Source organism: Kluyvera ascorbata ATCC 33433 (assembly GCF_000735365.1).
In the GTDB taxonomy this organism is placed as follows: domain Bacteria; phylum Pseudomonadota; class Gammaproteobacteria; order Enterobacterales; family Enterobacteriaceae; genus Kluyvera; species Kluyvera ascorbata.
This window is the reverse complement of the sequence record NZ_JMPL01000001.1, coordinates 100,594-114,559: the sequence shown is the minus strand read 5'-3', so window position 1 is coordinate 114,559 and position 13,966 is coordinate 100,594. Positions and strand designations below refer to the sequence as shown.

Below are 13,966 nucleotides of genomic sequence, written 5' to 3'. Positions count from 1 at the left end.
CGCACCTCATTGAGGTGCGCTTTTTTTTATCGCAAATGCGTTAGCGGTATTTCAGGATCGGGTTCGTGAGTGATGCGGTTACGTAAATCACGACGGATAATTTCAATCGACCAGAACCAAATCAGGTGGCCCACGATCTCTGATACATGTTCATACCACGGCAGTTCAAACAGCGGTGGCGTCAGCCCCATCAGCGGGAAGGAGATCATGTGGACAAAAAGCTGAGCTAAAGCACCGGCAAGCAAACCCTGCCAGAGTTTTATTTTCGGGAAGACTTCAGCAACCACGCAATAACCCACAGCGAAGACGATGGAGAAAATAATATGCGTTACGCCGACCCAGTTAAATATATGTCCTGCAAAGGTGTAAACGGCGGCATTGGGGTCTGCGACGCCCAACCAGTCGCGAAGAAATACATACGGGGGGTTGAGAAAATTACGGGAACAATCGATTTGGCTCGCGGCTCTTATTAACTGTTCAGGCCCGCATGCACCGGTAAATAAATCGGTAGGGCTGCGCGGAGGAAGAGGCACTTCTGCACCCCATTTCACAAACGCGGAGACGATCCCTGCGATTAACCCTATGAACGCGGCAAGCCCATAACGCCTGCGTGAAGGCGGTGTTTGTTCGAATAGATTCATTCTGAGTCCTTGGTTAAAATGGTCCTGTTCAATGCATTCTGTTTTTATATTTTAATTAAATGCAACCGTCTGAGTATTAGACGTAATACAAGATAATAGTCAGACGGCCACGGTGTCAATTAGCCAAACTTAATAGTACGAATGACTTATTCCTGAATTACCGCTGCTGTAATTCAGGAAATATTTATGCCAAATATCTTTAGTCGGGATGTTCAGTTTCGGAATATAGATGACCTTGCTTATTCTTTCCTTCTTCCACGCATCCCCTGAAACAGCTCCGCGACTTTGACAAAATAGTCGGTCAGATAGTTAATACAGACCTGCACTTTGAGCGGCAGCTTGTCCTTTTCGGTATACAAGGCGTACACCGGGCGCGGATCGGACTGATAACGCGGGAATAAGATCTCAAGTTCACCGCTGTTGATCTCATTGATCACCCACATCAACGGGACGTAGGCGATGCCGGCACCGGCGACCAGCCAGCGAGAGATGGTCATCGGGTCGTTGGTGACAAATCGCCCCTCTGGCAGCAGTTTAGTCGACAGCCCTTCTGGGGCAATCAGCTCAAACTCGTTATCCGGACGAACGCTATATTCCAGCCACGAATGGTTACTCAGGTCCGCTGGTTTTTCGGGCACGCCAAACTGCGCGAGGTATTTCCTGGACGCACAAACGACCATCGGCATGCTGCCCAGACGGCGAGAGAAGAGGCTGGAGTCTTGCAGTGCCCCGACGCGGATAACCACATCCAGACCATCGGCAATCAGATCCGGCGCTGGAATGCCCGTCACCAGATTTACGGTTAATCCTGGATACTCTTTGAGCATTTCCGCCGTCATGGCAGCGAGTACATTTTGTGCCATAGTTGAAGAACAGCCGATGCGCAGCGTACCAATCGGCGTGTTGTTAAAGGCATAAAGCTGTTCGTGTACATCCTTCACTTCGAACAGCATTCGGCGGCAACCTTGATAGTAAATTTTACCGGCTTCGGTTAAGCCAATGCTGCGGGTGCTGCGGTTAAGCAGTTTGACCTGCAGCTCATCTTCCAGTTTAGAAACAGTCTGGCTGATGGAAGAAACGCTCATCTGTAGCTGACGTGCCGCGGCAGTAAAGGAGCCTTGCTCGACAACTTTGGCAAAAACCGACATCCGTTTTAGTCGTTCCATTGTTCACTCTGGCTTAAAAGTGATTTGCATCACACTATGTAGATAAGGCTATAACAGTTACGTTAAAATACTGTTAGCTGAATAATTAAAGTTCCAATCTCACCTGCACGCTAGTTTAGTAAGGTCAACATGAGCCTGTTTCCTGTCATCGTGATTTTCGGTCTCTCATTCCCGCCGATCTTCTTTGAGCTGCTCTTATCGCTCGCCATTTTTTGGTTGGTGCGTCGCGTGCTGACGCCAACCGGGATCTATGATTTTGTCTGGCATCCCGCGTTGTTCAACACCGCACTGTATTGCTGCCTGTTTTATCTAATATCACGTTTGTTCGTCTGAGGTAGATGTGAAAACACTAACAAGAAATATCTCCCGTACCGCTATTACGGTGATACTGGTCATCCTGGCATTCATCGCTATTTTTCGTGCCTGGGTCTATTACACCGAGTCTCCGTGGACGCGTGATGCGCGTTTTAGCGCGGACGTCGTCGCCATTGCTCCAGACGTATCCGGCCTGATTACCGATGTTCAGGTCAAGGATAACCAACTGGTTAGCAAAAATCAGGTTCTGTTTATTATTGACCAGCCGCGCTACCAGAAGGCACTGGAAGAAGCGAATGCTGACGTCGCCTACTACAAAGCGCTGGCGGACGAGAAAAGCCGTGAAGCCGGGCGTCGTAACAAGCTGGGCGTGATTGCCATGTCTCGCGAAGAGATAGACCAATCCAATAACGTGCTGCAAACCGTGCTGCACCAGTTAGCGAAAGCGCAAGCCACGCGCGATCTAGCGCGTCTGGATCTGGATCGCACGGTGATTCGCGCGCCAGCGGATGGCTGGGTGACTAACCTGAATGTCTACGCCGGTGAATTTATTACCCGTGGTTCTACAGCGGTCGCGTTGGTGAAACAGCACTCCTTCTATGTGATGGCCTACCTTGAAGAGACCAAGCTCTCAAGCGTACGTCCGGGTTACCGCGCTGAAATTACCCCGCTGGGCAGCAACCATGTAATTAAAGGAACCGTTGATAGCGTTGCGGCGGGTGTCACCAACGCCAGTAGCAGCGTCGACAGCAAAGGGATGGCGACCATCGACTCCAACCTGGAGTGGGTTCGTCTGGCTCAGCGTGTACCGGTGCGTATCCGTCTGGATGAACAGACAGGTAACCTGTGGCCAGCGGGTACGACCGCCACGGTGGTCATTACCGGTGAGAAAGACCGCGATGCCAGCCGCATGAGCTTCTTCCAGAAGCTGGCGCTGCGTCTGCGTGAATTCGGTTAATTGCCATGGGCATTTTTAGCATTGCCAACCAGCACATCCGCTTTGCCGTCAAACTGGCCTGTGCGGTGGTGCTGGCCTTGTTTGTCGGCTTCCACTTTCAGCTTGAAACGCCGCGCTGGGCGGTGCTGACTGCCGCTATTGTGGCGGCCGGTCCGGCCTTCGCTGCGGGTGGAGAACCCTACGCGGGGGCAATCCGCTATCGCGGGATGCTGCGTATTGTCGGGACCTTTATCGGCTGTATCGCCGCGCTGGTGATTATCATCACCATGATCCGTGCGCCGCTGCTGATGCTGCTGGTTTGTAGCATCTGGGCCGGTTTCTGTACCTGGATCTCTTCGCTGGTTCGCGTTGAAAACTCCTACGCCTGGGGGCTTTCCGGCTATACAGCGCTGATTATCGTTATCACGATTCAGGCCGAACCGCTGCTGACGCCGCAGTTTGCCGTGGAACGCTGTAGCGAGATCGTGTTAGGGATTATCTGTGCGATCGTCGCCGATCTCCTGTTTTCACCGCGATCGATCAAAAAAGAGATCGACAACGAACTCGATGCCATCCTTATCGATCAATATCGCCTGATGCAGCTGTGCATCAAGCATGGCGATAGCGATGAGATGGACAAAGCCTGGCTGGCTCTGCTGCGTCGTACCGCTGCGTTGGAAGGGATGCGCGGCAACTTGAATATGGAGTCCTCACGCTGGGCGTGGGCCAACCGTCGCTTGAAGGCGCTGAACACCGTTTCGCTGACCATGGTGACTCAGGCTTGTGAAACCTTCATCATGCAAAACTCGCGGCCTGAGCTGGTCACTGACGCTTATCGTGAGTTGTTCGAAGAGCCGGTTGAAACGGTGCAGGATGTTCACCGCCAGCTTAAACGAATGCGCCGCGTGCTGGCGTGGACGGGTGAGCACGATACGCCGGTAACGATTTACAGCTGGGTAGGGGCCGCCACGCGCTATCTGCTGCTCAAACGTGGCGTGATTGGTAATACGAAAATCAGCGCCCGCGAAGAAGAAATTCTACAAAGCGAAGTGGTCGTGCGACCGGAGTCCGCCGAACGTCACCACGCGATGATCAACTTCTGGCGTACCACGCTCTCCTGCGCGCTGGGCATTCTTTTCTGGCTGTGGACCGGCTGGACATCGGGTAGCGGGGCGATGGTGATGATTGCCGTGGTTACCTCACTGGCCATGCGTTTACCGAATCCGCGCATGGTGGCGATAGACTTTATCTACGGCACCATTGCGGCGCTGCCGCTGGGGGCGCTCTATTTCCTGATTATCATCCCCGCGACGCAACAAAGTATGCTGCTGTTGTGTATTAGTCTGGCGGTCATGTGCTTCTTTATTGGCATTGAAGTGCAAAAGCGCCGGTTGGGATCGATGGGGGCACTGGCCAGTACCATCAACATTCTGGTGCTGGATAACCCGATGACCTTCCACTTCAGCCAGTTCCTCGACAGTGCATTAGGGCAGATTGTCGGCTGCTTTATGGCGTTTATCGTCATTCTGCTTATCCGCGATAACTCCCGTCTGCGTACCGGGCGCGTGCTGCTGAACCAGTTTGTGTTTGCGGCGGTGTCGGCGATGACCACCAATATGGCTCGTCGAAAAGAGAACCACCTGCCGGGACTCTACCAGCAGCTGTTTTTGCTGCTGAACAAATTCCCAGGGGATATTGCGAAGTTCCGTCTGGCGTTGACGCTTATCATCGCGCATCAACGCCTGCGCGATGCGCCTATTCCGGTGAATGACGATCTGTCGGCCTTCCACCGTCAGCTGCGCCGCACCGCTGACCGAGTGATTTCAGCAACCAGCGATGACAAACGCCGTTATTACTTCACGCGTTTGCTGGAGGAACTCGGGGTTTATCAGGAAAAACTGCGCGTCTGGGAAGCTCCTGAGCAGGTTACTCAGCCGGTTGAGCGGCTGGTGACGATGCTGCATAAATATCAGGGCGCGTTGACCAGTAGCTGAGTGTTTTCCCGGACGAGCGCAGCGACTCCGGGAGCCTTACCACCATTCCGCGCGATGCGCACCTAAAGGCATGGCCGGCATCGCAAACGCCATCGGCGTTTGTGCAAGCTCCAGCGCGCTGTTGAAATAGCGCAACTCACCGAACGGCCCCTCTTCGCTTACCATACAACGCGCGATCGCCGCCTCGTCTGGTGGGGCAATCGTCTGATAATCCGCAATACTCCCCAACTGCTGCAGCCACGTTGCTGTCCGGCACAATGACACGTCTACCCGCCATGCTCCGCCTTCATTACGCTGACGCTCCAGCGCCATCAGCACGCCCAGCGTGGCGAGATAGCCGCTGAGATAATCATTGGGGTAAGTTGGCCCCAGCACCGGTTGCCAGGTGCCGCCCTGTGCAACCGCCATACCGGTGACGGTCTGAGCAAGCTGCTCAAAGCCAGGTCGGTCTTTCCATGGCCCGCGGTGGCCGTAGCAGTTCAGATTAACTGTAATGATCTGCGGATTAATCTGCGCCATCTCTTCATCGCTCAGCCCATAGCGGGCGAGAGCGCCGGGGCGGTAGCTTTGGACAAAAACATCACCGTCACGCACCAGCTGTGCCGCCGTTGCGCGGCCCTCTGCGGTGGAGAGTTCAAGATAAGCGTTGCGTTTGCCGTGGTTGGTATCCACATCAAACGGCAGAATACGCGGGCGATAAGGCGACGACAGATGCAGCACATCGGCTCCCATCTGCGCCAGCCCGCGGGTTGCCGTTGGCCCGGCAATAACGTGAGTGAAGTCGAGAACGCGCAGCGGCTTCAGTACCCGTGGCGTATCGTAACGACGGTTTTTGGGCGCGCTATCGGTTAGCCGTGTCAGACGAATGAGCGGCTCCTGGCTGACCGCAAGCCCCTGGGGATGAGCCAGCCACTCTTTATGGCTACGGGCGATAGCGGCGCATAGCCCCGCTTCGGCGATGGTCTCCTCCAGCTTGTGCGCTTCCCACTGCGCGACCGCCTGCGCCACCCGATGACGGCTATTTGGCACATCGAGGATATCGAGGATCCCATCACGTAAACGCGGGTAGCCGCCGTGCAGGAATATCCAACGATTGTCGGCAGTAAGATAGAAATCGGTCGTGGGGTAATCCGGATCGTTGTACTGCCAGTTAAAGCCGTTCTGCTGCTGGAAGGTCACAGCATGGGTTGAGGCGGCGGCACTATGACAATCGACGGTAATCGGCTGCTGCTTGCCGCGAAGCACATCAAGCATCATGCCCTGTAGCGCCAGCACCGAGGCCGCGGCTTCACCAATGGCAAAAGGGGTAGGATAGACAGGCGTGTTGTGGGCGAATGACACCCTCTCAACGGCCAAATGCGTCATACCAAGGTCGTGACACAGCTTATTGAAAACAGGATTGTCGCGCTTCACCGCAGGTTCCTTATCGTTAATAAGACTTTCGTTATTCTGACAACTATTACGCCAAAAGCGATAGCTATACTTAAATGGAAACACTATTCAGGAGGGTGTAATGACCACGCAAGCATGGCAGGACAACGATCTTTTCCAGACGGGCTACCTGGTGAACGGCGAATGGCATCAGCTCGGCACCACCTTTGATGTACTCAACCCCGCGACGGGCGAGGTTGTCGCCAAAGTCGCGAAGGCCGGGAAACAGGAGACGGAGCAGGCCATTGCCGCCGCAGCGCGCGCTTTCCCGCTATGGCGGGCAAAAACGGCGAAGGCGCGTTCAGAACTGCTGTATCGCTGGTACCAGCTCATCATCGAACATAAAAGCTGGCTGGCGAAACTGATGACCATCGAGCAGGGCAAGCCGTTGAAAGAGGCTGAAGGCGAGGTGGATTACGCGGCGAGCTTTATTCAGTGGTTTGCTGAACAGGGCAAAAGAGCGAACGGCGAGATTATTCCGCCGGCTAAACCGGGTTCACGTATTCTGGCAACCCGCGAGCCAATCGGTGTTGTCGCGGCTATCACACCGTGGAACTTCCCGATGGCAATGCTCACCCGCAAGCTGGGGCCTGCGCTGGCTGCGGGCTGTACCGGTGTTATCAAACCCGCGAATAACACGCCGCTATGCGCGTTTGCACTGCTGGCGCTGGCGAAGAAAGCGGGGATCCCTGATGGCGTACTGAATGCGGTTGCAGGGAATACGCTAGAGATAAGCGACGCTATTATGGCGAGCCATGACGTGCGAAAAATTTCCTTTACCGGCTCGACATCGGTCGGAAAGACGCTGGTGCGTAACGCGGCCGAAACCATGAAGAAAGTCTCCATGGAGCTCGGGGGGAATGCACCGTATATCGTTTTTGAAGATGCTGATATCGATGCTGCGGTGAAGGGGGCGATAGCCAACAAGTTCCGCAATGCCGGGCAGGTATGCGTGAGCGTGAACCGTTTTTATATCCATGACAGCGTGTATGAGCGTTTTGTCAGCCAGCTTGCTGCCGCAGTGAAAGCGTTAAAAGTGGGGAACGGGTTGGATGACGGTGTCGTTGTTGGGCCGCTGATTGAGCCTGCTGCGGTTAAAAAAGTGCGTGAGCACGTTGAAGATGCGGTATCGAAAGGGGCGAAAGTATTAGCCGGCGGTCAGCCGCATGCACTGGGGGGAAACTTCTGGCAGCCAACGGTATTGGGAGATTGTCAGGAAACGATGCTGCTGGCGCAGGAAGAGACCTTTGGCCCGCTGGCGGCCTGTTTCCGCTTTAGCGACGAAGAGGATGTTATTCATCGCGCGAATAATACACCTTACGGACTGGCGGCCTATTTCTATACCCAAAACCTGTCCCGCGTCTTCCGTGTCTCGCAGGCGCTGGAAAGTGGGATGATCGGCATTAACGAATGCGCGGTTTCAACCGAGCTGGGGCCGTTTGGTGGCGTGAAAGAGTCCGGGCTTGGCCGCGAAGGTTCGGTGCTGGGGTTGGAAGAGTACCTCGAAGTGAAAACGTTGCACATTGGGGGACTTTAGTCAGTTGAATGGGATGAGGGCGTAAGATGAAAATCTATACTTTTGATTTTGACGAGATAGAGGATCAGGGCGATTTTTACCGGGAGTTCGCCCGTCTCTTTGCCCTCGATCGCGAGAAAATACGCGATCTGGACACGTTGTGGGATGTGGTGACCAGCAAAGAAATACCGTTACCCGTGGAGATTGAGTTCCTGCATCTGGACGAAAAGCAGCGCCGACGTTACGGCGCGCTTATTTTGCTCTTTGATGAAGCAGAAGAAGAGCTGGAAGGGATGCTGCGCTTTAACGTCCAGCGCGGATAAAAAAAAGCCCTCGCCAAAAAGCGAGGGCAAGTCGTCGGTCAAGACGACGAGGGTTTATTTGTACAGCTCAGCTGTAGCGTGCCAATGGTCACCGGTACGTGCTTCGATAATACGATAGCTGCTAGCACCTTCTTTCTCTGCTTTTGCGGCTAGCTCACTACGCATATCCATCGGGTCGCTACCAACCTGTGAAACAGAGATGGTGCCCATTGATTGCAGGTTCTGTGCCTGGTCCTGACTTACCTGGTGTGCTGCGGCGCTTGCGCCGAAAGAAAGTACAGATGCCAGACCAAGGGATGCGATGATAATTGCGCTTTTCATATTCTTACTCCTCACCTTATTTTGCAGCGGTGAGAGGATGTTGTTGCTGATTCCTGGGACCGCTGTGGAAATTTTTACTGAATGCCGACGTATTGCTTCACACTAACTTATTTGTACAGTTCTGCCGTTGCGTGCCAATGGTCACCGGTACGCGCTTCAATGATGCGATAAGAAGATGCACCTTGTTCTTCTGCTTTTTTGTTCAGCATTTCATGCATGTCCATCGGGTTTGAACCGACAGAGCCGACAGATACGGTGCCGATTGCTTGACGGGTTTGTGCCTGGTCGCTGTTGATAGAGTCAGCGGCGAAAGCGCCAAACGAGATAACAGATAGGATGCTCAGAGCGGCAACGGTTGTTTTGATTTTCATGATACTCACCTCGTCGTATTTTTTTGGAGGGCCTTTGTTTTGTGACCCTCATCACGAAATTAAGTATACACTAATCACGAAAAATATTAATACCCCGCTAATTGTTTCTCGTGTAATTAGTTGTCAGGAATCGTCATTTTTAGAAGATATACGTATAAAAAAACGCATATTTTGGCAAAGTTCGTCGTCAATAATGCGTAAAATCAAACGGATAGGATAATTTGATGTTTTGTGCGGTTAAGTTGGGATATATTCACTGAAACTATGGTTTAGGGTGGAAAATCGCACTAAATGTTAACGAAGCGGCAGAAGAAACGGCGGGTGAGTCGGTGGGAAAGCGGACTCCTCCGGAGGGACCAGAGGAGTATCACGAGGGATTACAGCTCCTGTTCAAACAGAACCTGAATGGCCTCGTAGAGATCTTTAACAGTGAAGCCTCGAGCCGGTGTGGTGAAGATAGTGTCATCACCGGCAATGCTGCCGAGAATACCTTCAGCCTTGCCTAAAGAGTCCAGAAGGCGCGCGATAAGCTGTGCGGCGCCTGGGCTGGTATGAATCACAACGACTGCGTCATTGTAGTCGATATCCAGAACCAGATTCTTCAACGGGCTGGTGGTGGTCGGTACACCCAGTTCTGCTGGCAGGCAGTAAACCATCTCCATTTTGGCGTTGCGAGTTCGCACTGCGCCAAACTTCGTCAGCATACGAGAGACTTTGGATTGGTTGATATTATCGAAGCCTTCTTCTTGTAAGGCCTGAACAATTTCGCCCTGAGAGCTAAATTTTTCTTCCTTCAGTAACGCTTTAAAGGCTTTAACTAATTCTTCTTGTTTAGTTGAACTTCGCATAAGTCACCCGAGTATGGTGGTGAAATTAACATTATTATGCATATAGGTGAATTTTTATGCAAAACAATTTATCCCAAGAGGCTAGGCCAAATAGAGAAAGGCCGGATTTTAGCAAAAATTAGACCTAAGAAACATGCCTATATCACGGGATCTAAATAAGTTAAAAGTAAATGAATTGTTATTAAATTGCTGTTGTTTTACGCAACGTGCTGAGTATATTGTAATCGATAGTTGATGAAAGTTTGGTTTCGTAGATAGACCTTTTTCTGGGAGTAGTGCGGTAACGCCAGCAATGCTGCTGTCATACCCGCATTCTGTAAGCAATTATATTGTAATTATTTACCTTGTGAATTAAGGTCGCCGCAACGGAGTAACAACAGGTATCTCTTGCGTCGGTTATGCGGTCCACGACAGGTTATTACCTGAATGTCATTAACCATAATAAGGAGTTTAGGATGAAAGTCGCAGTCCTTGGTGCCGCCGGCGGTATTGGCCAGGCGCTTGCCCTACTACTAAAGACCCAACTGCCTTCAGGTTCAGAACTCTCCCTCTATGATATTGCCCCCGTCACGCCTGGCGTGGCTGTCGATCTCAGCCATATTCCTACTGATGTCAAAATCAAAGGGTTCTCTGGTGAAGATGCGACGCCTGCGCTGGTAGGGGCGGATGTTGTCCTGATCTCTGCTGGGGTAGCGCGTAAGCCCGGTATGGATCGCTCCGATCTGTTTAACGTTAACGCCGGGATTGTCAAAAACCTGGTGCAGCAAATCGCAAAAACCGCGCCTAAAGCCTGTATTGGCATTATTACCAACCCGGTCAACACCACCGTGGCCATTGCCGCTGAGGTGCTGAAAAAAGCGGGCGTATACGACAAAAACAAACTGTTTGGCGTCACGACGCTGGACATCATCCGCTCCAATACCTTTGTGGCTGAGCTGAAAGGTAAAAAATGCGGTGACGTCGAGGTCCCGGTTATCGGCGGCCACTCCGGCGTAACGATTCTTCCTTTGTTGTCGCAAATCCCAGGCGTCAGCTTCTCTGAACAAGAAGTCAATGACCTGACCAAGCGTATCCAGAATGCGGGTACCGAAGTGGTTGAAGCAAAAGCCGGTGGCGGCTCAGCAACCCTGTCCATGGGCCAGGCTGCTGCACGCTTTGGCTTGTCCCTGGTTCGCGCTCTGCAGGGTGAGAAAGGGGTAGTTGAATGCGCCTATGTTGAAGGCGATGGCGAATATGCTCGTTTCTTCTCACAGCCGCTGCTGCTGGGTAAAAATGGGATTGAAGAACGTCAGTCTATCGGCAAACTGAGCGCTTACGAACAGCAGGCGCTGGAAGGAATGCTGGATACGCTGAGAAAAGATATCCAGCTTGGCGAAGATTTTATCAATAAATAAGATCTGACCGCTGAATATAACAAAGGGGCCGAGGGCCCCTTTGCTTTTGGTCGTTTAGTTGGACGCTGGGTATTCCTGAATCGTTACCTGCATCGTTAACTTCTTATCGTCACGCATGACCACGACTGGAATTACTGAACCTGGGCGGATCTCCGCGACCTGGTCCATGGTCTCCAGCGCGGAAACTGCCGGTTTACCGTTCACCGAGATAATCACGTCGTTGTTCTGAATACCGGCTTGCGCAGCGGGGCCGTCTGGCTCAATTTTGTTAACCACAATCCCCTGAATCTGATCGATACTGCCGCCCTGCGCGCGCAGTGGTGCGATTTCGCGGCCGCTGATGCCGATGAAACCACGAATCACGCGTCCGTCACGGATAAGCTTATCCATAATCTTAGTTGCCAGCTGGAACGGGATGGCAAAGCTTAGCCCTTCTGGCGTTTCGCCATCGTTGCTCTTATCGAACGAAAGGGTATTGATGCCCATGAGCTCGCCCAGCGAGTTCACCAGCGCGCCGCCGGAGTTACCGTGGTTGATGGAGGCATCGGTTTGCAGGAAGTTCTGTCGACCGCTTGGGTTCAGGCCGATACGACCGGTGGCGCTGATGATCCCCTGCGTGATGGTCTGCCCGAGGTTATACGGGTTGCCGATAGCCAGTACCACGTCGCCAATGTGCGGCACGCGGGTTGGGTTAATCGGAATGACCGGCAGACCGCCGGTGGCGTTAATCTTGAGAACCGCGAGGTCGGTCAGGCTATCGGAGCCGACGAGCAGCGCTTCAAACACGCGACCATCCTGCAGTGCGACAATAATCTGGTCCGCATCGTTAATGACGTGCTTATTGGTAACGATGTATCCGCGCTGATCCATAATCACGCCGGAACCGAGGGTTTTAATCTCGAGTTGGCTGTTGGTATTGCTGTTCAGACTACGGTTATAGACGTTAACCACCGCAGGTGCGGCACGGCGCACCGCCGAGTTGTAGCTGGCAGGGGTTTCGTCCGTGCTGCTAAAGCGCTGAGTGGCGAGCGGGTTCCACTGGCGCAAAGACGGGACGGTAACAATCAATATGCCGCCAACCAGTAAGCCTAGTGCGACGGAACGTAAGAGCTTTAGAAGCATGATACAGGCATCGTTTATGAGGAAACTGGGCGAAGCATACCACGACTTTACCAGACATACATTCCACACGATTTCCAGTGCGGGTCCGTTAAGGGTTTTGGTGAGCTGTAGGCCGGATGGCGCTTTGCCTATCCGGCCTACAGCATGATTTCACTTATCCGCTTTCCGGCTTTTAAGGATTAACGCATCAGCAGGTAAATGCTCTCGTTGCCGCGCATGACGTTCAAGGCAATCACCGCCGGTTTGGCTTCCAGCACCTTACGCAGCTCAGCAATTGATGCGGTCTGCTGGCGGTTGATGCCGATGATGACATCATCTTTATGCAGGCCAACCTGAGCCGCCGGGCTGCCTTTCTCGACGTTGGAGATGACCACGCCTTTGGTACCGCTTTTCGCCTGGCCGTCGCTCAGCGTTGCCCCTTCCAGCGCCGGAATAATGAGCTGTGCGCTGGCGGTGGACGACGTACTTTTATCCAGCGTCACTTCCACTTCAAGCGGTTTGCCATCGCGAAGCAGGCCCAGTTTGACCTTCGAGCCCGGTTCAGTGGTGGCGATACGGGAGCGCAGTTCGGCAAAGCTGTTGAGCGGCTTACCGTTCAGGCTGGTTATGACATCGCCGGACTTAATCCCGGCTTTGGCTGAGCCCGAGTTTGGCAGCACTTCACTGACGAACGCGCCGCGCTGCACATCAAGATTGAACGCTTTCGCGATATCGGCCGTCATCTCCATGCCGCGAATACCGAGCAGGCCACGTTTGATTTCACCAAACTGAATCAGCTGCTGCGCCAGGGTTTGCGCCATATTGCTCGGGATAGCAAAACCGATACCGATGCTGCCGCCGCCCGGCGCCAGAATGGCGGTGTTGATACCAATCAGCTCGCCGTTCAGGTTAAGCAGCGCACCGCCGGAGTTACCGCGGTTAATGGCGGCATCGGTCTGAATAAAGTTTTCCAGCCCTTCGAGGTTCAGCCCGCTGCGACCCAGCGCTGAAACAATCCCGGAGGTTACGGTCTGACCGAGGCCGAACGGGTTGCCGACGGCGACGGCGAAATCGCCTACGCGCAGCTTATCGGAGTCGGCGATAGCAATTTGCGTTAGATGGCTGGCTTTCTGGATTTGTAGCAGGGCGATGTCGCTCTGGTCATCGCTGCCGATAAGTTTGGCCTCAAATTCGCGACCATCGTTGAGCTGCACGCTGATCTTCTGCGCGTCGCTCACCACATGATTATTGGTCAGCACATAGCCTTTAATGGCGTCGATGATGACGCCGGAACCCAGCCCTTCAAACTGCTGCGTTGGCTCATTGGCCGGATTGCTGCCGTCATCACCAAAGAACTTCTTCAGTTCATCCGGAACCTGCTGATTCACCGGTGCGGAACCTTCAACCTTCACGCTCACCACGGCAGGCAGAACTTTCTCCAGCATCGGCGCGAGGCTTGGCAGACTACCCTGACCCGGAACCTGCGTTGGCAGCGAGGCCAGTACCGGCGCCGGTACGGCAAGCGATAATCCAATGCTTAATGCCAATGCACTTAACAGTAAAGTCGATTTCTTCATTGATGCTGGCCCTCATGACCCTGGATGCAAG

At 53.3% G+C, this 13,966-nt stretch carries 14 protein-coding genes; 6 read left to right on the top strand and 8 right to left on the bottom strand.

Features of this window, described 5'->3' with window-relative positions; genetic code table 11:
• Positions 1-26: 26 nt before the first annotated feature.
• Both GKAS_RS00550 and aaeR read right to left on the bottom strand, forming a co-directional pair.
• On the bottom strand, positions 27-641 hold the full coding sequence (locus GKAS_RS00550; RefSeq protein WP_035891208.1) for a YagU family protein: 615 nt from the start codon (positions 639-641) through the stop codon (positions 27-29).
• Positions 642-880: 239 nt separating this feature from the next.
• Entirely contained in the window at positions 881-1,807 is a 927-nt protein-coding gene (gene aaeR / locus GKAS_RS00545; protein ID WP_035891206.1) for an HTH-type transcriptional activator AaeR, read from the bottom strand.
• Between the two features lie 129 nt (positions 1,808-1,936).
• Here aaeR and aaeX point away from each other — a divergent pair, with 129 nt between their 5' ends.
• From aaeX to aaeB, 3 genes are read left to right on the top strand one after another with little or no spacing between them, the layout of a single operon-like run.
• A complete protein-coding gene (aaeX, locus tag GKAS_RS00540; RefSeq protein WP_035891204.1) occupies positions 1,937-2,140 on the top strand; it encodes a p-hydroxybenzoic acid efflux pump operon protein AaeX in 204 nt (67 codons plus the stop codon).
• Positions 2,141-2,147: 7 nt separating this feature from the next.
• A complete protein-coding gene (aaeA, locus tag GKAS_RS00535; RefSeq protein WP_035891203.1) occupies positions 2,148-3,080 on the top strand; it encodes a p-hydroxybenzoic acid efflux pump subunit AaeA in 933 nt (310 codons plus the stop codon).
• 5 nt (positions 3,081-3,085) lie between these two features.
• Positions 3,086-5,053 carry a p-hydroxybenzoic acid efflux pump subunit AaeB gene (gene aaeB / locus GKAS_RS00530; protein WP_035891202.1) on the top strand — a complete coding sequence of 656 codons (1,968 nt, stop codon included), beginning with the start codon at positions 3,086-3,088 and terminating at the stop codon, positions 5,051-5,053.
• A 36-nt stretch (positions 5,054-5,089) separates the two neighbouring features.
• On the opposite strand, the gene GKAS_RS00525 is transcribed toward aaeB, so the two are convergent.
• Positions 5,090-6,418: a CoA transferase gene (locus GKAS_RS00525; RefSeq protein WP_147281522.1), complete on the bottom strand. Its 1,329-nt coding sequence runs from the start codon at positions 6,416-6,418 to the stop codon at positions 5,090-5,092.
• A gap of 148 nt (positions 6,419-6,566) precedes the next feature.
• Between GKAS_RS00525 and GKAS_RS00520 the strand changes: the two genes are divergently transcribed.
• Positions 6,567-8,021 carry an NAD-dependent succinate-semialdehyde dehydrogenase gene (locus GKAS_RS00520; protein WP_035891201.1) on the top strand — a complete coding sequence of 485 codons (1,455 nt, stop codon included), beginning with the start codon at positions 6,567-6,569 and terminating at the stop codon, positions 8,019-8,021.
• A gap of 26 nt (positions 8,022-8,047) precedes the next feature.
• Positions 8,048-8,323, top strand: a complete 276-nt coding sequence (locus tag GKAS_RS00515; RefSeq protein WP_035891198.1) for a barstar family protein — start codon at positions 8,048-8,050, stop codon at positions 8,321-8,323.
• A gap of 54 nt (positions 8,324-8,377) precedes the next feature.
• On the opposite strand, the gene yhcN-B is transcribed toward GKAS_RS00515, so the two are convergent.
• The 3 genes from yhcN-B to argR form a co-directional block, all read right to left on the bottom strand.
• Positions 8,378-8,644, bottom strand: coding sequence for a DUF1471 family stress response protein YhcN-B (gene yhcN-B / locus GKAS_RS00510; protein WP_035891197.1), 267 nt, complete (start codon positions 8,642-8,644; stop codon positions 8,378-8,380).
• Between the two features lie 107 nt (positions 8,645-8,751).
• A complete protein-coding gene (gene yhcN, locus GKAS_RS00505) occupies positions 8,752-9,015 on the bottom strand; it encodes a peroxide/acid stress response protein YhcN (RefSeq protein ID WP_035891196.1) in 264 nt (87 codons plus the stop codon).
• Positions 9,016-9,392: 377 nt separating this feature from the next.
• Positions 9,393-9,863: a transcriptional regulator ArgR gene (argR, locus tag GKAS_RS00500; RefSeq protein ID WP_035891195.1), complete on the bottom strand. Its 471-nt coding sequence runs from the start codon at positions 9,861-9,863 to the stop codon at positions 9,393-9,395.
• Between the two features lie 455 nt (positions 9,864-10,318).
• Between argR and mdh the strand changes: the two genes are divergently transcribed.
• Positions 10,319-11,257, top strand: a complete 939-nt coding sequence (mdh, locus tag GKAS_RS00495) for a malate dehydrogenase (protein WP_035891194.1) — start codon at positions 10,319-10,321, stop codon at positions 11,255-11,257.
• A 54-nt stretch (positions 11,258-11,311) separates the two neighbouring features.
• Here mdh and degS read toward each other — a convergent pair whose 3' ends face one another.
• Together degS and degQ are read right to left on the bottom strand one after the other, a co-directional pair.
• Entirely contained in the window at positions 11,312-12,379 is a 1,068-nt protein-coding gene (degS, locus tag GKAS_RS00490) for an outer membrane-stress sensor serine endopeptidase DegS (protein ID WP_035891193.1), read from the bottom strand.
• Positions 12,380-12,558: 179 nt separating this feature from the next.
• Entirely contained in the window at positions 12,559-13,935 is a 1,377-nt protein-coding gene (gene degQ, locus GKAS_RS00485; protein ID WP_035891192.1) for a serine endoprotease DegQ, read from the bottom strand.
• Positions 13,936-13,966 lie beyond the last annotated feature (31 nt).